The 19651-nt window shown below is 72.8% G+C and carries 16 protein-coding genes; 5 read left to right on the forward strand and 11 right to left on the reverse strand.

Annotation, left to right across the window (positions count from 1 at the left end):
• Positions 1 to 15: 15 nt before the first annotated feature.
• The 4 genes from ftsL to FGG90_RS05610 form a co-directional block, all read right to left on the reverse strand.
• Entirely contained in the window at positions 16 to 690 is a 675-nt protein-coding gene (gene ftsL / locus FGG90_RS05595) for a cell division protein FtsL (RefSeq protein WP_094129459.1), read from the reverse strand.
• The gene (gene rsmH, locus FGG90_RS05600) at positions 687 to 1643 is read right to left on the reverse strand and encodes a 16S rRNA (cytosine(1402)-N(4))-methyltransferase RsmH (protein ID WP_094129456.1); all 957 of its coding nucleotides are present in this window, start codon (positions 1641 to 1643) and stop codon (positions 687 to 689) included. The genes ftsL and rsmH overlap by 4 nt, the downstream gene beginning before the upstream one ends.
• 103 nt (positions 1644 to 1746) lie before the next feature.
• The gene (gene mraZ / locus FGG90_RS05605) at positions 1747 to 2178 is read right to left on the reverse strand and encodes a division/cell wall cluster transcriptional repressor MraZ (protein ID WP_063072125.1); all 432 of its coding nucleotides are present in this window, start codon (positions 2176 to 2178) and stop codon (positions 1747 to 1749) included.
• Positions 2179 to 2519: 341 nt separating this feature from the next.
• Entirely contained in the window at positions 2520 to 2912 is a 393-nt protein-coding gene (locus FGG90_RS05610; protein WP_094129453.1) for a DUF3040 domain-containing protein, read from the reverse strand.
• Between the two features lie 77 nt (positions 2913 to 2989).
• Here FGG90_RS05610 and FGG90_RS05615 point away from each other — a divergent pair, with 77 nt between their 5' ends.
• On the forward strand, positions 2990 to 4111 hold the full coding sequence (locus tag FGG90_RS05615) for a polyprenyl synthetase family protein (protein ID WP_094129450.1): 1122 nt from the start codon (positions 2990 to 2992) through the stop codon (positions 4109 to 4111).
• Between the two features lie 32 nt (positions 4112 to 4143).
• Here FGG90_RS05615 and FGG90_RS05620 read toward each other — a convergent pair whose 3' ends face one another.
• Positions 4144 to 4485, reverse strand: a complete 342-nt coding sequence (locus tag FGG90_RS05620; RefSeq protein ID WP_094129447.1) for an Rv2175c family DNA-binding protein — start codon at positions 4483 to 4485, stop codon at positions 4144 to 4146.
• A 224-nt stretch (positions 4486 to 4709) separates the two neighbouring features.
• Here FGG90_RS05620 and FGG90_RS05625 point away from each other — a divergent pair, with 224 nt between their 5' ends.
• Together FGG90_RS05625 and pknB are read left to right on the forward strand one after the other, a co-directional pair.
• Positions 4710 to 5978, forward strand: a complete 1269-nt coding sequence (locus FGG90_RS05625; protein ID WP_094129444.1) for a LysM peptidoglycan-binding domain-containing protein — start codon at positions 4710 to 4712, stop codon at positions 5976 to 5978.
• Positions 5979 to 6060: 82 nt separating this feature from the next.
• Positions 6061 to 8010 (forward strand): Stk1 family PASTA domain-containing Ser/Thr kinase, encoded by a 1950-nt coding sequence (pknB, locus tag FGG90_RS05630; protein ID WP_094129442.1) that lies wholly within the window; start codon positions 6061 to 6063, stop codon positions 8008 to 8010.
• Between the two features lie 88 nt (positions 8011 to 8098).
• Here pknB and FGG90_RS05635 read toward each other — a convergent pair whose 3' ends face one another.
• From FGG90_RS05635 to FGG90_RS05645, 3 genes are all read right to left on the reverse strand, one after another.
• Positions 8099 to 9469 (reverse strand): class II 3-deoxy-7-phosphoheptulonate synthase, encoded by a 1371-nt coding sequence (locus FGG90_RS05635; protein ID WP_094129439.1) that lies wholly within the window; start codon positions 9467 to 9469, stop codon positions 8099 to 8101.
• A gap of 58 nt (positions 9470 to 9527) precedes the next feature.
• A complete protein-coding gene (locus FGG90_RS05640) occupies positions 9528 to 10217 on the reverse strand; it encodes a lysophospholipid acyltransferase family protein (protein WP_053774695.1) in 690 nt (229 codons plus the stop codon).
• A gap of 90 nt (positions 10218 to 10307) precedes the next feature.
• Positions 10308 to 11273: an ROK family glucokinase gene (locus FGG90_RS05645; protein ID WP_094129436.1), complete on the reverse strand. Its 966-nt coding sequence runs from the start codon at positions 11271 to 11273 to the stop codon at positions 10308 to 10310.
• A 132-nt stretch (positions 11274 to 11405) separates the two neighbouring features.
• Here FGG90_RS05645 and FGG90_RS05650 point away from each other — a divergent pair, with 132 nt between their 5' ends.
• Entirely contained in the window at positions 11406 to 13229 is a 1824-nt protein-coding gene (locus FGG90_RS05650; protein ID WP_094129433.1) for an AMP-dependent synthetase/ligase, read from the forward strand.
• Between the two features lie 45 nt (positions 13230 to 13274).
• Here the strand turns inward: FGG90_RS05650 and FGG90_RS05655 are convergent, their stop codons facing one another.
• The 3 genes from FGG90_RS05655 to FGG90_RS05665 are packed head-to-tail and all read right to left on the reverse strand — an operon-like array spanning position 13275 to position 18681.
• Positions 13275 to 13766, reverse strand: coding sequence for a peptide deformylase (locus tag FGG90_RS05655; protein WP_094129430.1), 492 nt, complete (start codon positions 13764 to 13766; stop codon positions 13275 to 13277).
• A 32-nt stretch (positions 13767 to 13798) separates the two neighbouring features.
• Positions 13799 to 15265: a mycothione reductase gene (locus FGG90_RS05660; protein WP_094129426.1), complete on the reverse strand. Its 1467-nt coding sequence runs from the start codon at positions 15263 to 15265 to the stop codon at positions 13799 to 13801.
• An 8-nt stretch (positions 15266 to 15273) separates the two neighbouring features.
• A complete protein-coding gene (locus FGG90_RS05665) occupies positions 15274 to 18681 on the reverse strand; it encodes a pyruvate carboxylase (protein ID WP_094129423.1) in 3408 nt (1135 codons plus the stop codon).
• A gap of 77 nt (positions 18682 to 18758) precedes the next feature.
• On the opposite strand from FGG90_RS05665, the gene FGG90_RS05670 reads away from it, so the two are divergent.
• Entirely contained in the window at positions 18759 to 19571 is an 813-nt protein-coding gene (locus FGG90_RS05670; protein WP_094129420.1) for a ParA family protein, read from the forward strand.
• The last annotated feature ends 80 nt before the right edge of the window (positions 19572 to 19651 follow it).

Raw genomic sequence — 19651 nt, forward strand, 5'->3', positions numbered from 1 at the left:
CGAGGGGGACCGCGGTCATCGGGTCTGCGGGGTCGGGATCGCCGTGGCCGACGCTAGCCCGGAGGCCGCGCCGGAGGCGGGAGGCGCGCTCGGGGTCCCGGCGGTCACCCCGCCTGCGGCCTCCGCCGATCCGGGGATGGCGGAGCCGGGGTCCACGGCGGCGCCCGCGTCCGGCGAGGTCGCGGCCTGGACCGCCGCGGCGCGCTTCGTGGGATCGGCGTCGACGGTCAGCGGCACGCCCGCGAGCAGCGAGTTGCCGATGAGGCTGTCCGCGGTGAGGGCCGTCGTCGCGCCGTCCTTGGCCTGCGGCGTGCCCTGGATGCTGCCGTCGAGCGAGAGGAAGGAGGGCGACGCGCTCGCTACCATGCCGAGCGCCTGCGCGTTGCGCGCGAGGTTCTGCGGCGACGAGAGCCGGTCGACGTCCTCGGTGAGCGCCTGGTGCGTGCGGTCGAGCTCCTTCTGCTGCTGCTGGAGCGACTGGATGGCGTAGGCGCCGTCGGACAGCCCGATGGAGAGCAGGAGCTGCGCGAGCAGGAGGACGAAGAGGCCGCCGACCACGATCAGGGCGTAGACGGTGCGCGGACGGGCGCGACGCTGGCCGCGCGTGGCGACCACCTCGATGTGGCGGGTCGCGGGCTCGGCGGACGGCCGGATCCGGGGACGCGCGGTCGCGCGTGCTGCATCGGTCATGCGTGTCGCCTCCTGGCTCGTTCGGCGGCGCGCAACCGGACGGATGCGGCGCGGGGGTTGCGGGCGATCTCGTCCTGGTCCGCGAGCTCGGCTCCGCGGACCAGGAGCTTCAGCTCGGGACGGTGCTCGGGCAGCTCCACCGGCAGGCCGACGGGAGCGGTGCTCGTCGACCGCGCGCGCAGCTCGCGCTTCACGATGCGGTCCTCGAGCGACTGGTACGACTCGACGACCACCCGGCCGCCCACGGCCAGCCGGTCGATCGCGGCGGGCATCGCGCGGGCGAGGACGCTGAGCTCCTGGTTGACCTCGATGCGCAGCGCCTGGAAGACGCGCTTCGCCGGATGCCCGGCCCGCTGCACGGCTGCCGGCGTCGCCTGCTGGATGATCTCCACCAGCCGCGCCGAGGTCGTGATCGGCTCCACCTCGCGCGCCTGCACGATCCGGCTCGCGTAGCGCGGGGCGAGCTTCTCCTCGCCGTAGTCGTAGAAGATGCGGCGGAGCTCGAGCTCGTCGTACTCGGCGACCACCTGCGCGGCCGTCAGGCCGGCGGTGCCGTCCATGCGCATGTCGAGCGGGGCGTCCTGCGAGTACGAGAAGCCGCGCTCCACCCGGTCGAGCTGCAGCGAGGAGACCCCGAGGTCGAAGAAGACGCCCTGCACCTCGCCGATGCCGAGGCCGTCGAGCGCGCGCCCGATCCCGTCGTAGACGGTGTGGACGAGGTCGACCCGGTCGCCGAAGCGCGCGAGCCGCTCCCCCGCGATGGCGAGGGCGTCCGGATCGCGGTCGAGGCCCACGAGCCGCAGCCCGGGGAGCGCGTCGAGGAACGCCTCGGAGTGGCCGGCCATCCCGAGGGTGGCGTCGACGAGCACGGCGCCGTCCTCCCGCAGGGCGGGGGCGAGGAGCTCGAGGCAGCGCTCCAGGAGCACCGGGGTGTGGATGTCGTCGAGTGCCATGGCATCCCGATGTCCCGTCCGCGGCTCCTGATCCCCATCCGTCCCGACCTGCCACCGGGGAAGTGCGGCAGGGCGTCGGACGGCTGGGAGTCAGGGGCCGGGGTCAGAACAGGCCGGGGATCACCTCCTCCGCGGTGTCGGCGAACGCGCTCTCGTTGGCGGTGAGGTACTCGTCCCACGTGGCCGCGTCCCAGATCTCGACCCGGCTGCCCGCGCCGATGACCGCGAGCTCGCGGTCGAGGCCCGCGTAGGTGCGGAGCGCCTGCGGGATGGTGATGCGGTGCTGCTTGTCCGGCGTCTCTGCGTTCGCCCCGGACAGGAAGACGCGCATGTAGTCGCGCGCCTGCTTGCTGGCGAGGGGCGCCTGCCGCATGCGGTCGTGCAGCTCCTCGAACTCGCGCGTCGTGAACACGTAGATGCAGCGGTCCTGCCCGCGCGTCATCACGACGCCGCCCTCGAGCTCGTCGCGGAACTTCGCGGGGAGGATGAGCCGCCCCTTGTCGTCGAGACGAGGCGAATGGGTGCCGAGGAACACACCGACACCCCCTGTCTCTCCGGCCGTGGTTCAGGACTTGCTCCACTTTACTCCACAGCCCTCCACCCACCGCTAGGAGGCGCGCGTGAATGTCCGATGTACGACCGCGCATTCCCCTGATCCAGCGGGTTCCGGAGCGGGGAGGGATGTGGAGGACGGATGCTGCCACGGCGCGCCGCGCGAGCACGACGACGCCCCCGGGCGCAGGTGCGGGCGCGATTGGGGGCGTCGGGGAGCCCGGTGGAGGGCTCGGAGGACGGAAGAAGGGGCCGGCCCCGTGTTCGGGACCGGCCCCTTCGGGTCGGGTGGAGGGAGGTGGAGGACCTCCGCTCAGGGGGTGGTCAGTCCTGACCGCCCTGGCGCTTCTCCCAGCGCTCGTTGACGCGGTCCATGAAGGAGGACGAGCCGCCCTTGGCCGCGGGGCGACGCGCTGCGCCGGGCGTGCCGGCCGGAGGCACCGACTCCGACGATCCGCCGCGGGGGCTGAAGATGAGGAGGGCACCGACGATCATGACGGCGAAGCCGAGGACGCCGATGATGGCCAGCTTCGTGATGACGCCCGCGGCCAGGGCGGCGATGCCCAGGACGATGACGAGCACCCCCACGACGACCATCGTGTAGTTCGGTCTGCTGCGGCGGCCGCTGACGGTCGCCACGAAGTCTGCGTCGTTGTGATAGAGGCTTCGCTCCATCTCCTCCAGCAGGCGCTGCTCTTGCTCGGAAAGCGGCATCATGTTCCCCTCAGGCTCGGGACGACGCGTCGGTGTTCACCTGTGGATTCTAGCTCGCCACCCCTGGCTAGGCTAGGCGGGTGCCCGAAAGCGACCGCCTCGTCAGCCACGTCCAGACCCGCCTCGACGACTTCCTGGCGGCGCAGGCGGCGGGGCTCCGGGAGATCAGCCCGGATCTGACGCCCGTCCACGAGTTCTCCGCGGATCTGCTGAGAGGCGGCAAGAGGTTCCGGGCGCAGTTCTGCTATTGGGGTTGGCGCTCGGTCATCGACCTCGAGCCCTCCCCCGCGGGACGCCCTCCGGGCGAGGAGCGGCCGGGCTACCGGGCGGTCGTCGGCGTCGCCGCCGGCCTCGAGGTGTTCCACGCCGCGGCGCTCGTGCACGACGACATCATCGACCGGTCCGACACGCGTCGAGGACGCCCCGCGGCGCACCGCCGGCTCGAGGCGCTGCACGCCGCGAGCGGATGGGGCGGGTCTTCCGCGGCCTTCGGCGAGGCCGGAGCCATCCTGCTCGGCGACCTCCTGCTCGGCTGGAGCGACGAGCTCCTCATCGACTCGCTGCTGGCGCTGGCCGACGGATCCGCCGCCCGCGCCACGCGCGCCGAGCTCGCCACCATGCGCACGCAGGTCACGCTCGGCCAGTACCTCGACGTCCTCGAGGAGGTCGCCTGGCCCACCGTCGACGAGGACGACACGCTGGCGCGGGCCCACAACGTGGTCGTCTACAAGTCGGCGAAGTACAGCATCGAGGCCCCGCTCGTCGTCGGGGCGAGCCTGGCCGGCGCCTCGGCCGCGCAGGTCGCCGCGCTGCGCGCCGTCGGCCTCCCCCTCGGCATCGCCTTCCAGCTGCGCGACGACGTGCTCGGCGTCTACGGCGACAGCGCGGTGACGGGCAAGCCGAGCGGCGACGACCTCCGCGAGGGGAAGCGCACCGTGCTGGTCGCGCTCGCCCGCCGGCGGCTGCCCGACGGCGTGCGCCGCACGGTCGACGCGCTCCTCGGCGACCCGGAGCTCGACGACGAGCAGATCCGCGTCCTCCAGTCGATCCTGCGCGAGAGCGGCGCGCTCGACGAGGTCGAGGGCATGATCGCCCGCAACGTGCGGGAGTCCCTCGCCGCGCTCCGCGACGCCCCCATCTCGCCCCGGGCGCGCAACCAGCTCGAGCTGCTCGTGGACGGCGTCACCCGACGCGTCACCTGACGGCGGACGGACGAGGCCCGGAGGTCAGCGGGTCAGGCGCTCGCCTGGGCGACGCGGCGCACCTCGGCCTTGCGGCCGGCCAGCAGGGCGTCGATCGGCGCGGCGCCGAGGCTCGGCTCCTCGGTGAGGAGCCACTCCATCGCCTCGTCGTCGTCGAAGCCGTTGTCGCCGAGGACGATGATCGTCCCGCGCAGCTCGGAGAGCGGCTCGCCGTCGCGGAGGAAGACGGCGGGGACCTTGAGCACGCCGTCGAGGCGGACGGCCAGCAGCCGCCGGTCCTCGATCAGCCCGCGCACGCGGCTCACGGTGAGACCCAGGAGGTCGACGAGGTCGGGGACGGTCAACCACTCACGGTCGGCATAGGGCTCGTTCACGTGTCACATGCTGGCACGCCCGGAGCGGGCGCGGCCACCGCGGGCGGCCTCTCCCCCGTCGCGGACGCCGTCCACCACGCGGATCGGGACTGCCTATCCGCCGAATGCGCGTGTCGCTGTTCACTCCAGTCACATCCATCACTTATGTGCACTTCATGCTCCCTGCGTGTTAACGTGGAACACCTGCATCAGGGAATCGTGCACGACGGCCGGAGTAGACCAACATGCCCATGACCGAACCCACCCCTCCTCGCGACCCCCGCCGGTCCTCGGACACCTCGACCGGCCGGACGGCCACCCGTCGCTCCAAGGCGCTGCTGGCCACCATGCCCATCGTGCTGGTGGGATCCCTCGCGGTCAGTCTCGGCATGGCGTCGCCCGCCGAGGCCGCTCCCGTCAAGCGGGTGCCCAAGGCCAAGTCCGGCCCCGCGCAGACCAAGCTGCCGACCGTCGCCGCGCCCACCGCCGCCCCGGCCGCCGCGCCCATGGCCGCCACCCCCTCCTCCTACGTGGTGGAGCAGGGCGACACCGTCTCGAGCATCGCGGGGCGCTTCGGCATCTCCACGGCGTCCGTGCTCGCGCAGAACGGCCTCGGCTGGAAGACGACCATCTTCCCCGGCCAGACGCTCACGCTGGGCGGATCCGGCGCCTCGTCGTCGACGCCCAGCCCCGCGTCCGCTCCCACGGCGTCCGGCTCCCGCTACACCGTCGTGGCGGGCGACACGGTCACCGGCATCGCCGGCAAGCACGGCGTCTCGACCTCGGCGGTGCTGTCGGCCAACGGCCTCCAGGCCACGAGCACGATCTTCCCGGGCAACCAGCTGACCATCCCCGGCGGCTCGGCGCCGGCCGCGGCGACCGCTCCGAGCGCCTCCCCCGCCGCCAAGGCCGGGCTGAGCGGCACGTACACGATCGAGACCGGCGACACCCTGCACAGCATCGCGCAGGACTCCGGCGTCACGGTGCAGGACCTGCTGAACGCCAACGGCCTCAACTGGTCGAGCATCATCTACGCGGGCAGCAAGCTCACCATCCCGCACGCCTCCGCCTCGGCCGTCCAGGTCGCCTCGGTGAGCGGGACGACGATCATGACGGACGAGATGCGCACGAACGCGCGCATCATCGTCTCCGAGGGGCGGAAGGCCGGGGTCAACGACTACGGCCTGGTCATCGCGCTCGCCACCGCCGCGCAGGAGTCCACGCTCCGCAACCTCGACTGGGGCGACCGCGACTCCATCGGCCTGTTCCAGCAGCGCCCCAGCCAGGGCTGGGGGCAGCCCGCGCAGCTCAACGACGCGCGCTACGCGGCTCGCGCGTTCTTCGGCGGACCCGTCAACCCCAACCCGGGCGCCACGCGCGGCCTCCTCGACATCCAGGGCTGGAAGTCGATGACCGTCACGCAGGCCGCGCAGGCCGTGCAGTACTCGGCCTACCCCGACGCGTACGCGAAGTGGGAGGCGTCCGCCTGGGCCTGGCTCGACGAGATCGGCTGACCCGGGAACCCGTGCGCATCCGCACCGCGTCGCTCCGGTGTGCCGGGGAGGCCCGGGCATCGGCGATCCCTAGAATCATCCAGTGACCTCCAGCCCGACCGACCCCATGATCGGCCGTCTCCTCGACGGCCGGTACCAGGTCAGGTCCCGCATCGCGCGCGGCGGCATGGCGACGGTCTACGTGGCGACCGACCTGCGCCTCGAGCGGCGCGTGGCCGTGAAGGTCATGCACGGGCACCTCGCGGACGACAGCGCGTTCCGCGACCGCTTCATCCAGGAGGCGCGCTCGGCCGCGCGGCTCGCGCACCCCAACGTGGTCAACGTCTTCGACCAGGGCCAGGACTCCGACATGGCGTACCTGGTCATGGAGTACCTGCCCGGCATGACGCTGCGGGAGCTGCTGCAGGAGTACGAGCGGCTGACGCCCGAGCAGACCCTCGACATCCTCGAGGCCGTGCTCTCCGGGCTCGCGGCGGCGCACAAGGCCGGCATCGTCCACCGTGACCTGAAGCCCGAGAACGTGCTGCTCGCGGACGACGGGCGCATCAAGATCGGCGACTTCGGCCTCGCGCGCGCCGTCAGCGCCAACACCGCGACGGGGCAGGCGCTGCTCGGCACGATCGCCTACCTCTCCCCCGAGCTCGTCACGCGCGGCATCGCGGACACCCGCAGCGACATCTACGCGGTCGGCATCATGATGTACGAGATGCTCGCGGGCGAGCAGCCGTTCAAGGGCGAGCAGCCCATGCAGATCGCCTACCAGCACGCCAACGACCAAGTGCCGACGCCGAGCACGACGAACCCGTCGGTGCCCGTGGAGCTCGACGAGCTCGTGCTCTGGGCCACGGCCCGGGACCCGGAGCAGCGCCCCCGTGACGCCCGCGCGCTCCTCGACGAGCTGTACGCCGTCCAGAACCGGCTCGACGCGCGCTCCGGGGATCCGGCTCCGCTCCAGCGGACCGTCGTCTTCCCCAGCGCCCCGGCGCTGCCGCCCGTCACGACCGGCGAGACGCAGGTCGTGGTCGGCCCGCCCGTCCCGGTGCGCCAGGAGGACGAGCGCACGCAGCCCGACTCCGTGGTCGCTCTCACGGCCGCCGGCTCGCGGCGCCGTTCGCGCGGGTGGGTCCTCGCCCTCCTCGTGGTCATGCTGGCCGCGCTCGCCGGCGGGACGGGCTGGTACTACGGGCAGGGTCCCGGCGCCCAGGTGCCCGTGCCCCGGGTGACGTCCATGGCGGTCGACGACGCGGCGGGGACGCTGCAGGGCCAGGGCTTCGTCGTGGCGCGCGCGGAGGAGCCGAGCGTGGACGTGGAGGTGGGGCACGTGACCCGCAGCGTCCCGGCGTCGGGCACGCCCGTCGACCAGGGATCCACCGTCACGGTCTACGCGTCCACCGGTCCCCAGCTCCTCGACGTGCCCGACGTCGTGGGCGCCGCGGAGGCCGACGCGCGCACCCGCCTCGAGGGGGTGCCGTTCGTCGTCCAGGAGGCGGTGGTCCGCCAGTACGGCGACGCTGCCGGGGGCACGGTCCTGCAGGTGCTCGACGCCTCGGGAGCCCCCATCGGCGCGCAGTACCCCGAGCGGCAGCCGGTGACCCTGGTGGTCGCCGCCGGCGCGATCCCGCAGGTCAACGGACGCTCGGTCGACCAGGCGAAGGCGACGCTGGCCCAGGCCGGGCTCGTCGGCGAGCCGGGCAAGCAGAGCTTCAGCGACGACGTCGACAAGGGCGAGGTCATCTCCGTCTACGCGCTCGACCAGAACCCGGTCCGCTCCGGCGTCGGCGACGCCGCGGGCAGCAAGGTGGGGCTCGAGATCTCCAAGGGTCCGGATCTCGTGGCCGTGCCCACGGTCGTCGGCATCACGCGCGACGAGGCGAAGGCCGCCCTCGACAAGGCCGGCTTCAAGTACGCGTACTCGGCGTTCTGGGACGCGCTGCCGAACACCATCACCCGGGTCGCGTCCGCGAGCCCGGACCAGGGTGCTCTCGCCCGCCGCGGGTCGACCATCAACCTCGGCATCACCGCGTCCGGCTAGCCGGCGGACGCGCCCGCCGGCGTCGGTGCCGGAGACGACGATGCCCCGCCGCCCTCGTGGGCGGCGGGGCATCGTCGTGCGGAGCGGGTCAGCCGCGTGCGGCGGCCAGCTCCTCGGCGACCAGGAACGCGAGCTCGAGGCTCTGCATGTGGTTGAGGCGCGGGTCGCAGAGCGACTCGTAGCGGGTGGCGAGCGTGGCCTCGTCGATGTGCTCGGATCCGCCGAGGCACTCCGTGACGTCGTCGCCGGTGAGCTCGATGTGGATGCCGCCCGGGTGCGTGCCCGCCGCGCGGTGGGCCTGGAAGAAGCCCTGCACCTCGTCGACGACGTCGTCGAAGCGCCGGGTCTTGTAGCCGGTGGGCGTCGTGAGCCCGTTGCCGTGCATGGGGTCGGTGACCCACAGCGGGTTGGCGTCGGACGCCTTGACGGCCTCGAGCAGGGGCGGCAGCGCGTCGCGGATCCTGCCCGCGCCCATGCGCGTGATGAAGGTGAGCCGACCGGGCTCGCGGTCCGGGTCGAGCTTCTCGATGAGCTCGTGCACGGTCTCGGGCGTCGTCGACGGCCCGAGCTTGACGCCCAGCGGGTTGCGGACGCGCGACAGGAAGTCGACGTGCGCGCCGTCGAGGTCGCGCGTGCGCTCCCCGATCCAGATGAAGTGGGCCGACGTGTTGTACGGCGTGCCGGTGCGCGAGTCGATGCGGGTCATGGGCCGCTCGTAGTCCATGAGGAGGCCCTCGTGGCCCGTGTAGAACTCGACGCGCTTGAGGTCGTCGAAGTCCGCGCCGGCGGCCTCCATGAACTTGATGGCGCGGTCGATGTCGCGGGCGAGGTGCTCGTAGCGCTGGTTCGCCGGGTTCGCGGCGAAGCCCTTGTTCCAGCTGTGCACCTCGCGGAGGTCGGCGAAGCCGCCCTGCGTGAAGGCGCGGATGAGGTTCAGCGTGCTGGCGGCCGTGTGGTACCCCTTCACGAGGCGCGCGGGATCCGCCGCACGGGACTCGGGCGTGAAGTCGTAGCCGTTGACGATGTCGCCGCGGTACGCCGGCAGCGTGAGGTCGCCGCGCGTCTCGGAGTCGCTCGACCGGGGCTTGGCGAACTGGCCGGCCATGCGGCCCATCTTGACGACGGGCATCGCGGCGCCGTACGTGAGGACGACCGCCATCTGCAGGACCGTCTTCACGCGGTTGCGGATCTGGTCGGCCGTGGCCCCCGCGAAGGTCTCGGCGCAGTCGCCGCCCTGGAGGAGGAACGCGCGGCCGTCGGCCGCCGCGGCCAGGCGGCTGCGCAGCTGGTCGACCTCTCCCGCGAAGACGAGGGGCGGCAGCACGGCGATCTCGGCGCTGGCGGCGTGCACCGCGGCGGCGTCGGGCCAGGCCGGCTGCTGCTTGACCTCGAGCGTGCGCCAGTGGTCGAGGCCCGCGAGGACGTCGGGGTGGGCGGGGACGAGGTGCTCTGAGGCCACGGTGGGATCCCGGTTCGTGTCGTGCGCGTGTGCGCGGTGGAGGCGGTGCGGGAGACGGTCAGCGGGCCGCGCTCGCGCGCTTCTCCTTGACCGAGGTCGCATAGACGTCGACGTACTCCTGGCCGCTCAGCCTCGAGAGCTCGTACATGATCTCGTCGGTGATGGAGCGGAGGATGAAGCGGTCTCCCTCGAGGCCGGCGAACCTACTGAAATCTAGCGGCTCGCCGATGACCACACCAATCCGGCGGACCTTCGGGATGCGCGTGCCGATGGGCATGACCTTCTCGGTGTCGATCATGGCGATCGGGACGACCGGGACCTCGCCCTCGAGGATCATGCGCGCGACGCCGGTGCGGCCGCGGTACATCTTGCCGTCGGGGCTGCGGGTGCCCTCGGGGTAGATGCCGAGCATCCGGCCCTCGGCCAGCACGCGGAGGCCCGTGTTGAGCGACGCCTCGGACGCCTTGCCGCCGGAGCGGTCGATGGGGAGCATGCCCGTGGCCGTGAAGAACATCTTCGTGGCCCAGCCCTTGAGACCCGTGCCCGTGAAGTAGTCGCTCTTGGCGAGGAAGACGAGGTTGCGGTCGACCAGCAGCGGCAGGAACACCGAGTCGATGAAGGAGAGGTGGTTGCTCGCGAGGATGACGCCGCCCTTGGCGGGGATGTTCTCGAGCCCGGTGACCCAGGGGCGGAACGTGCTCCGCAGGAGGGGTCCGGCGACCAGGTTCTTCATGAACCAGTAGAACATCGGGTGGCCACCTTCCGGGCGGGGTCGGGATCCAGCATAGCCAGCGGGGGCGCCCGGGGACGCCGCGCCGCGGGGCGCCGGTGCGGCGGATCAGGCGCCGTGGCGCAGCGCCGCCGCGTGCAGGCGGGCGAGGTCGGCGGCGCCCACGACGCCCGCGTCGTTCACGAGCTCGGCGATGCGGAACTCGGGCTCGGGGTGGTAGCCGCGCGCCGGGAGGTGGGAGAGGTAGGCCTCGCGGATCGGGTCGAGCAGGAGGTCCCCGGCCTGGGCGACGCCGCCGCCGATGACGAACATCTGCGGGTCGAGGATCGCGCCGATGCTCGCCGCGGCCTCCCCGAGCCAGGAGCCGAGGCGGCGGAGCGCCGCGAGGGCGCCCGGGTCGCCGGCCTGGATCAGGTCGCTGACGTCGTGCCCGGTGAGCGTGCCGACCTCGCGGCGGCGCGCGGCCAGGCCGTCGCCGTGCGTGCCGCCGAGGTCGGCGAGCTCGTTGGCGGTGCGGAGGAGGGCGCGGCCGGATCCGTACTGCTCGATGCAGCCGCGCGCGCCGCAGCCGCAGGGCAGGCCGTCGGGCACGACGCGCATGTGGCCGAGCTCGGCGCCGGCGCCGAAGCCGCCGCGGAACAGGCGGTCGTCGGCGACGATGGCCCCGCCGACGCCCGTGCCGATGGTGAGCGTGACCATGTCGCTGACGAGGCGCCCCGCGCCGTAGCGGAACTCCGCCCAGCCGGCCGCGTTGGCGTCGTTCTCGATGACGATGGGGAGGTCGATGCGGCGTCGCAGCCGCTCGCGCACGGGCTCGTTCCGCCAGTTGATGTTCGGGGCGTAGTACACGGTGGACTGCGCGGCGTCGATGAAGCCCGCGGCGGCGACGCCCACGGCGACCGCGTCCGGGTGCTCGGCGCGGAGGCCCTCGACCATGGCCACGACGGCCTCGACGATGGCGTCCGGGCTGCTCGCCTCGGTGGGCGTGCGCGCCTCGGCCGCGATGGTGCCGAGCTCGTCGACCACGGCTCCCGCGATCTTCGTCCCGCCGATGTCGATCCCGATTGCATGCACGTGGCGGGCCCTTCCGTTGATCTCGCCTGACGATCCTACCGACGCGCGGGACGCCCCCGACCGGGGACGAGCGCCCGGCGACCCCGCGCCGTTACTGTGGGAACATCCATTTCCGGTACCGAGGGAGTTGCCGTGGAACAGCACATCATGCCCGCCGCCGTCGAGGCGCGGCCCGACGACAACGTCACCGACGTCCTGGTGCACCGCGTGAGGACGAGCCCCGACGCTCCGCTGTTCGCGCTGCCGGACGGGGACGGCTGGCGCGACGTCTCGGCGCGCGAGTTCCACCGGCAGGTGGTCGCCCTCGCCAAGGGCCTCGTCGCCGCCGGCATCGAGCCGGGCGAGCGCATCGGCATGATGTGCCGCACGCGCTACGAGTGGACCCTCGTCGACTTCGCCGTCTTCTTCGCCGGCGGCGTCCTCGTGCCCGTCTACGAGACCTCCTCCCCCGGCCAGGTGCACTGGAACCTGCAGGACTCCGGCAGCGTCGCCGTGATCCTCGAGTCCGCCGAGCACTTCTCCCGGTTCGACGAGGTGCACCCGGAGCTCCCGGCCATCCGCCGCGTGTGGCAGATCGACCTCGGCGACCTCGACAAGCTCGCGGAGCAGGGCGTCGACGTGCCGGACGCGGAGATCGAGCGGCGACGGAACCTCGCGGTCGGCTCCGACATGGCGACGCTCATCTACACGTCCGGGACGACCGGTCGGCCGAAGGGCTGCATCCTCACGCACGCGAACTTCGTGGAGCTCGCGCGGAACGCGGAGGTCGCGATGGAGGAGGTCGTGCAGGTCGGCGCGTCGACGCTGCTGTTCATCACGACCGCGCACGTGTTCGCGCGCTTCATCTCCATCCTCAACGTGCAGGCGGGCGTCAAGACGGGCCACCAGGCCGACACGACGCAGCTGCTGCCGGCGCTCGCGTCCTTCAAGCCGACGTTCCTCCTCGCGGTGCCGCGCGTGTTCGAGAAGGTCTACAACTCCTCGGAGCAGAAGGCCGAGGGCGCCGGACGCGGGAAGGTGTTCCGGAAGGCCGCCGAGGTCGCGTACGCGCACTCCGTCGCGGTCGACGCCGGCTCCGTGCCGCTCGCGCTGAAGCTCCAGTACAAGCTGTTCGACGCGCTCGTGTACTCCAAGATCCGGCAGGCGATGGGCGGGCGCGTGCGCTTCGCGGTGAGCGGATCCGCGCCCCTGGGCCTCCGGCTCGGCCACTTCTACCGGTCGCTGGGGCTGACGATCCTCGAGGGCTACGGCCTCACGGAGACGACGGCGCCCGTGAGCGTGAACCTCGTGAAGGGCTTCCGCATCGGCACGGTCGGCCCGGCGCTCCCGGGCGTCGCGACGCGGATCACCGACGAGGGCGAGATCGAGGTGAAGGGCGTCAACGTCTTCGACGGGTACTGGCAGGACGAGGAGGCGACGGCGGAGGTCTTCGACGACGGCTGGTTCCGCACCGGCGACCTCGGCAGCTACGACGACGACGGCTACCTCACCATCACGGGACGCAAGAAGGAGATCATCGTCACCGCGGGCGGCAAGAACGTGGCGCCCGCCGCGCTCGAGGACCCGATCCGCGCGAACCCGCTCGTCGGGCAGGTCGTGGTGGCGGGCGACCGGCGGCCGTTCATCTCGGCGCTCATCACGCTGGACCCCGAGATGCTCAAGGTGTGGCTGGCGAACAACGGGGAGGATCCCGCGATGACGCTCGAGCGGGCGTCGCAGAACCCGGCGGTGCTCGCCGAGGTGCAGCGCGCGGTCGACGCGGCCAACGCGACGGTGTCGCGCGCGGAGTCGATCCGCAAGTTCGTGGTGCTGCCGGTCGAGCTCACCGAGGCGGCGGGGCACCTGACGCCCAAGCTCAGCATCAAGCGCCAGGTCGTGCTCGAGGCGTTCGGCGACGTCGTCACCCGGATCTACGAGGCGGCGCCCACGACCGAGGGGCACTCGCTGGTCCACTGACCCCGACCGCCGGTCCCGCGCGCGTGCGCGGGACCGGCCGACGGCTCAGAACCAGTCGGACTCGCGGACCTGCTTCATCGCCTCGCGGCGCCGCTGCTTGTCGAGCCGGTCGAGGTACACCAGCCCGTCGAGGTGGTCGACCTCGTGCTGGAACGCCTGCGCGAGCACGCCCGTGCCCTCGAGGCGCACCGGCTTCCCGTCGAGGTCGATGCCGCTGATCACGGCCTCGGGGTGGCGCATGGTGGGGAACCACAGGCCCGGCACCGACAGGCAGCCCTCGTCGACGAGGACGGCCTCGCCGCGGAGCTCCTCGATGACGGGGTTGAGGATGTAGCCGAAGGACGGGCCGACGTTGTAGCTGAACGCGCGGAGGTTCACGCCGATCTGCGCGGCCGCCACCCCGGCGCGGCCGTCGGGCCGCACGCTGTCGAGGAGGTCCTCGACCAGGGCGCGCACGCCCTCGTCGACCTCGTGGATCTCCGTGGAGACGGTCTTCAGCACCGGATCGCCGAAGAGGCGGATCTGTCGTTCAGTCATTCTCTGCTTCCGTGGGTCCTGTGGGCCGGCGGTCAGGGTCGATCGGCGCCCGCGGGCGCGAGGCCCGATCCATTCTCCCGTGCCCAGTCGGCGATCGCGGACTCGGCGGCCAGCAGCGCGTTCTCGACGACCTCGGTGACGGCCGGGTGCGGCCAGTACTGCGCGCGGGCGAGGCCGGCGACGCGGTGGCCGAGGCTCGCGGCGGTGAGGAGCGGCTGGATCAGGGCCGCGGAGTCCGAGCCGATGATGTGCGCGCCGAGGATGGTGCCGCCGTCGCGCGGATCCACCACGAGCTTGCAGAAGGACGTCGTGTCCTCGAGCGCCCAGCCCCACGCCGTGGACGAGTACGGCTGCTCGATCGTGACGACGGGGCCGGCCTCGCGCGCCTCCGCCTCCGTGAGGCCGAACGAGCCGATCTGCGGGCGCGAGAAGACGGCCTGCGGGACGGGGCCGGGAGCGCCGCCGACGAGGTCGTCCGGGTGCAGCAGGTTGTGCTGCACGACGCGCGCCTGGTGGTTCGCCACGTGCTTGAGCTGGTGGTCGGAGCTGATGTCGCCGAGCGCGAAGACGCCGGGCACGGGTTCCCCGCCCGCGAGCACGCGCTGCTGCGCGTCGACCACGATGCGGCCGTCGTCGTGCAGGTCGTAGCCGGCGTTCGCGACCGCCAGCGTGTCCGTGTTGGGGACGCGGCCGAGCGCGACGAGCACGGCCTCCGTCTCGACCAGGTGCCCGGAGGCGAGGCGCGAGCGGAGCACGTCGCCGTCGCGCTCGATCTCCTCGACCTCGCAGTCGGTGATGACGTCCCACTGCGTGCGCGCGAGCGTCGTGAAGCGCGTGGAGACGTCGGCGTCGAGGTTGCCGAGCAGGTGCGCGGAGCGGGCGACCTGGGTCACGTGCACGCCGAGGTGGCTGAACACGTGCGCGAACTCGGCCGCGACGTAGCCGCCGCCCACGATGAGGAGCGATGCGGGGAGCTCGGCGATGCGCATGATCGAGTCGGAGTCGTGGATCGCCGGGTCCGGCGCGTAGACGGCCGGCAGCGGGCGGGGGCGGGATCCCGCCGCGAGCACGACGCGGTCCGCGAGGATCCGCTGCCCGCTCGCCGACACGAGCACGCCGGGCGCCTCGAAGCCCACGCTCTCGCGCAGCAGGGTCACGTTCTCCATGCCGCTCTCGCGCCACTCGCGACCGCCCTCGCTGATGGCGTCGATGCGGCCGAACACGCGGGCGGCGATGGCCGGCCAGTCGACCGCGTCGACCGACGCGCGGATGCCGAGCGCCGCGGCGTCGCGGGTCCCCGCCGCCACGTCGGCGACGTGCACGAGCATCTTCGTGGGGATGCAGCCCGCGTTGAGGCAGGTGCCGCCGAAGTGCTCCCCGTCGTCGACGAGGAGCACGCGCTGGTCGGCGAAGCGCTCGTCGGCGATGGAGTTGCCGGATCCGGCCCCCACGATCACGAGGTCGTAGCGCTCGTCCTGCATCCGGTCCGTGTCGGTCATCCCGTGCCTCACTCCTCGATCTCGACGACGACGAGCAGGTCGCCCGCGTCGACCTGCTGCGTCGTCGGCACCGCGAGGCGCGCCACGCGTCCCGCGACGGGCGACGTGATGGCCGCCTCCATCTTCATGGCCTCGATGGACGCCACGGCCTGCCCGGCCGCGACGCGGTCGCCCGGCTCGACCTTGAGCGTCACGACGCCGGAGAACGGCGCGGACACGTGGCCGGGACGCGACGCGTCCCCCTTCTCGGCGACGGAGGTCGTGACGGCGACGCCGCGGTCCCGGACGAACACCGGGCGCAGCTGGCCGTTCATCACGGCCAGGAGCGTGCGCATGCCGGAGGAGTCCGCGTCGCCCACGGCCTCGAGGCCGATGAGGACCTCGACGCCCCGGCTGATGCGCACGACGTGCTCCTGGCCCTGGCGCAGCCCGTAGAGGTAGTCCTCGGTGTCGACCACGGACAGGTCGCCGAACAGCTCCCGGATCGTCTCGAACTGCTCCGTCGGCTGCGGGAAGAGCAGGCGGTTCAGCGCCCGCCGGCGGTCCGCGCCGGGCACCTGGAGCGCCCGCCGGTCGTCGGCGGAGAGCGGCGTGATCCCGATGCGCACGTCGCGGCCCTGCAGCACGCGCGTGCGGAAGGGCTCGGGCCAGCCGCCCGGCAGGTCGCCCAGCTCGCCGGCCATGAAGCCGATGACCGAGTCCGGGATGTCGTAGTCCTGGGGGTTCCGCTCGAAGTCGGCCGGGTCGGCCCGGGCCGCCGCCAGCTGGAGCGCGAGGTCGCCGACCACCTTCGACGACGGGGTGACCTTCGGGATGCGGCCGAGGATCCGGTCGGCCGCGGCGTACATGTCCTCGATGAGCTCGAAGTCGTCGGCGAGCCCCAGCGCGATGGCCTGCTGCCGCAGGTTGGAGAGCTGGCCGCCGGGGATCTCGTGCCGGTACACCCGCCCGGTGGGGCCCGGCAGCCCGGACTCGAAGGGCCGGTACAGGCGCCGGACCGCCTCCCAGTAGGGCTCGAGGTCGCTGACCGCGTCGAGGGAGAGGCCGGTGTCGCGCTCCGTGTGGGCGAGCGCGGCGACGAGCGCGGACGCGGACGGCTGGCTCGTGGTGCCGGACATGGGCGCGCTCGCGACGTCGACCGCGTCGGCCCCGGCACGGCTCGCGGCGAGCAGCGTGGCGAGCTGTCCGCCCGCGGTGTCGTGCGTGTGCACGTGGACGGGCAGCTCGAACTCGCGGCGGAGCGCCGTCACGAGCAGCTCGGCCGCGGCGGGCCGGAGGAGCCCCGCCATGTCCTTGATCGCGAGGACGTGCGCGCCCGCGGCGACGCTGCGCTCCGCGAGGCGCAGGTAGTGGTCGAGCGTGTAGAGGTCCTCGGCGGGGTCGAGCAGGTCGCCGGTGTAGCAGAGCGCGACCTCGGCGACCGTGGTGCCGGTGGCGAGCACGGCGTCGATGGCGGGGCGCATCCGGTCGACGTCGTTGAGCGCGTCGAAGATCCGGAACACGTCGACGCCCGTGGCGGCCGCCTCCTCGACGAAGGCGTCGGTGACCTCGACCGGGTACGGCGTGTAGCCGACCGTGTTGGCGCCGCGCAGCAGCATCTGGATGGCGACGTTGGGCAGCGCCTCGCGGAGCGACGCCAGCCGCTCCCACGGGTCCTCGCCGAGGAAGCGGAGGGCCACGTCGTAGGTGGCGCCGCCCCACGCCTCGACCGAGAGGAGCTCGGGCGTCATGCGCGCCACGTACGGCGCGACGGCGACCAGGTCGCGCGTGCGGACGCGGGTCGCGAGCAGCGACTGGTGGGCGTCACGGAAGGTCGTCTCGGTGACCGCGAGGGCGGTCTGCGCGCGGAGGGCCCGCGCGAACCCGACGGGGCCGAGCTCGAGCAGCCGCTGGCGGGATCCGGCCGGCGCGGGCTGCTTGAGGTCGAGCGCGGGGAGCTTGTCGGCGGGACGCGGCGTGCCGGGCCGCGCGCCGTTCGGCTGGTTCACGGTCACGTCGGCGAGCCAGTTGAGGATCTTCGTGCCGCGGTCCTTGGACACGTTGCTCCGCACGAGCCCCGGCCGCTCGTCGATGAAGGACGTGCTGAGGTCCCCCGCCTGGAACTGCGGGTCGTCGAGCACGGCCTGGAGGAACGGGATGTTGGTGGAGACGCCGCGGATCCGGAACTCGGCGAGGGCGCGCTTGGCGCGCGTGACGGCCGACGGGAAGTCGCGCCCCCGGCAGGTGAGCTTCGCGAGCAGGGAGTCGAAGTGGGGGCTGATCTGGGCCCCGGTGGCCACCGTGCCGCCGTCGATGCGGATGCCGCCGCCGCCCGGCGAGCGGTAGGAGGTGATCTTGCCCGTGTCGGGTCGGAAGCCCTGCGCCGGGTCCTCGGTGGTGATGCGGCACTGGAGCGCCGCGCCCCGCAGCACGATGTCGCCCTGGCGCAGCCGCAGGTCGGCGAGCGTCTCCCCCGCCGCGATGCGCATCTGCGACTGCACGAGGTCGACGTCGGTCACCTCCTCCGTGACCGTGTGCTCCACCTGGATGCGCGGGTTCATCTCGATGAAGACGTGCTGGCCCTTCCGCGGGCCGTCGGTGTCGAGGAGGAACTCGACCGTGCCGGCGTTGACGTAGCCGATGCTCCGCGCGAACGCGACGGCGTGCGCGTGCATGGCGTCGCGGATCGCCGGGTCGAGGTCGGGCGCGGGCGCGATCTCCACGACCTTCTGGTGGCGGCGCTGCACCGAGCAGTCGCGCTCGAAGAGGTGGACGGTCTCCCCCGTCGCGTCCGCGAGGACCTGCACCTCGATGTGCCGGGGCCGGAGCACCGCCTGCTCGAGGAACATGGTGGGGTCGCCGAACGCGCTGTCGGCCTCGCGCATGGCGGCGCGCAGCGCCTCCTCCAGGTCCTCCGCGCGCTCGACCCGGCGCATGCCGCGCCCGCCGCCGCCCGCGACGGCCTTCGCGAAGATCGGGAAGCCGATCGCCCGTGCCTGCTCGAGCAGCAGGGCGACGTCCGTCGACGGCGGCGTCGACGCGAGGACGGGGACGCCCGCCGCGGTCGCGTGCTCCTTGGCCGTGACCTTGTTGCCCGCCATCTCCAGCACGTCCGAGCCGGGTCCGATGAAGACGATGCCCGCCGCGGCGGCGGCCCGCGCCAGCTCGGGGTTCTCGGACAGGAAGCCGTAGCCCGGGTAGATCGCGTCGGCGCCCGACTCGACGGCCACGCGGATGATCTCGTCGACGTCGAGGTACGCCCGGACCGGATGCCCCTCCTCGCCGATGAGGTACGCCTCGTCCGCCTTGAGACGGTGCAGGGAGCCGCGGTCCTCGTGCGGGTAGACCGCCACGGTGCGCGCGCCCAGCTCGACGGCGGCGCGGAACGCCCGGATCGCGATCTCCCCCCGGTTGGCGACGAGGATCTTCGTGAACATGGCGGGCCTCTCGTCGGCAGGGCTTCGGGGGCGACGCGTTTAGGTTCTCCCAGAGTATCGACGGTAGCCTCTCCCTCGTGCATGTACTGAGCGTCAGCTCCCTGAAGGGGGGCGTGGGAAAGACCACAGTGACCCTGGGACTGGCGTCCGCCGCCTTCTCCCGCGGCTTGAGGACCCTCGTGGTCGACCTCGACCCGCAGGCCGACGTGTCGACGGGCATGGACATCCAGGTCGCCGGCCACCTCAACGTCGCCGACGTGCTCGCCTCCCCCAAGGAGAAGATCGTGCGCGCGGCCATCGCCCCGAGCGGCTGGACCAAGGGGCGCACCGGCACCATCGACGTCATGATCGGCAGCCCGTCCGCCATCAACTTCGACGGACCGCACCCGAGCATCCGCGACATCTGGAAGCTCGAGGAGGCCCTCGCCAACGTCGAGGCCGACTACGACCTCGTCCTCATCGACTGCGCCCCGTCGCTCAACGCCCTCACGCGCACCGCGTGGGCCGCGAGCGACCGCGTCACCGTCGTCACCGAGCCCGGCCTGTTCTCGGTCGCGGCCGCGGACCGCGCGCTGCGCGCCATCGAGGAGATCCGCCGCGGCCTCTCGCCGCGACTGCAGCCCCTCGGCATCATCGTCAACCGCGCCCGCGTCCAGTCGCTCGAGCACCAGTTCCGCATCAAGGAGCTCCGCGACATGTTCGGCCCGCTCGTGCTGAGCCCGCAGCTGCCCGAGCGCACGTCGCTCCAGCAGGCGCAGGGCGCCGCCAAGCCGCTGCACGTGTGGCCCGGCGAGAGCGCGCAGGAGATGGCGCGCAACTTCGACCAGCTGCTGGAGCGCATCATGCGCACGGCGAAGATCGGCGACTACGCGGAGAACGCCTCCCGCTGACCCGCACTCTTCCGGACGCCGCCCCTCCTCGAGGGGCGGCGTCCGTCGTCTGCGGGGCGCGCTCGAGGAGCTCCCCCGCC

This window comes from Clavibacter michiganensis subsp. tessellarius (assembly GCF_021922985.1).
Taxonomy (GTDB): domain Bacteria; phylum Actinomycetota; class Actinomycetes; order Actinomycetales; family Microbacteriaceae; genus Clavibacter; species Clavibacter tessellarius.

Excerpts from the sequence above, each read along its gene's own strand:
- FGG90_RS05655 (WP_094129430.1), bottom strand. The coding sequence starts at position 13,766 with ATGACTGAACGACAGATCCGCCTCTTCGGCGATCCGGTGCTGAAGACC.
- FGG90_RS05610 (WP_094129453.1), bottom strand. The coding sequence starts at position 2,912 with ATGATGCCGCTTTCCGAGCAAGAGCAGCGCCTGCTGGAGGAGATGGAG.
- FGG90_RS05665 (WP_094129423.1), bottom strand. The coding sequence starts at position 18,681 with ATGTTCACGAAGATCCTCGTCGCCAACCGGGGGGAGATCGCGATCCGG.
- FGG90_RS05660 (WP_094129426.1), bottom strand. The coding sequence starts at position 15,265 with ATGACCGACACGGACCGGATGCAGGACGAGCGCTACGACCTCGTGATC.
- ftsL (WP_094129459.1), bottom strand. The coding sequence starts at position 690 with ATGACCGATGCAGCACGCGCGACCGCGCGTCCCCGGATCCGGCCGTCC.
- FGG90_RS05640 (WP_053774695.1), bottom strand. The coding sequence starts at position 10,217 with ATGTTCTACTGGTTCATGAAGAACCTGGTCGCCGGACCCCTCCTGCGG.
- rsmH (WP_094129456.1), bottom strand. The coding sequence starts at position 1,643 with ATGGCACTCGACGACATCCACACCCCGGTGCTCCTGGAGCGCTGCCTC.
- FGG90_RS05625 (WP_094129444.1), top strand. The coding sequence starts at position 4,710 with ATGCCCATGACCGAACCCACCCCTCCTCGCGACCCCCGCCGGTCCTCG.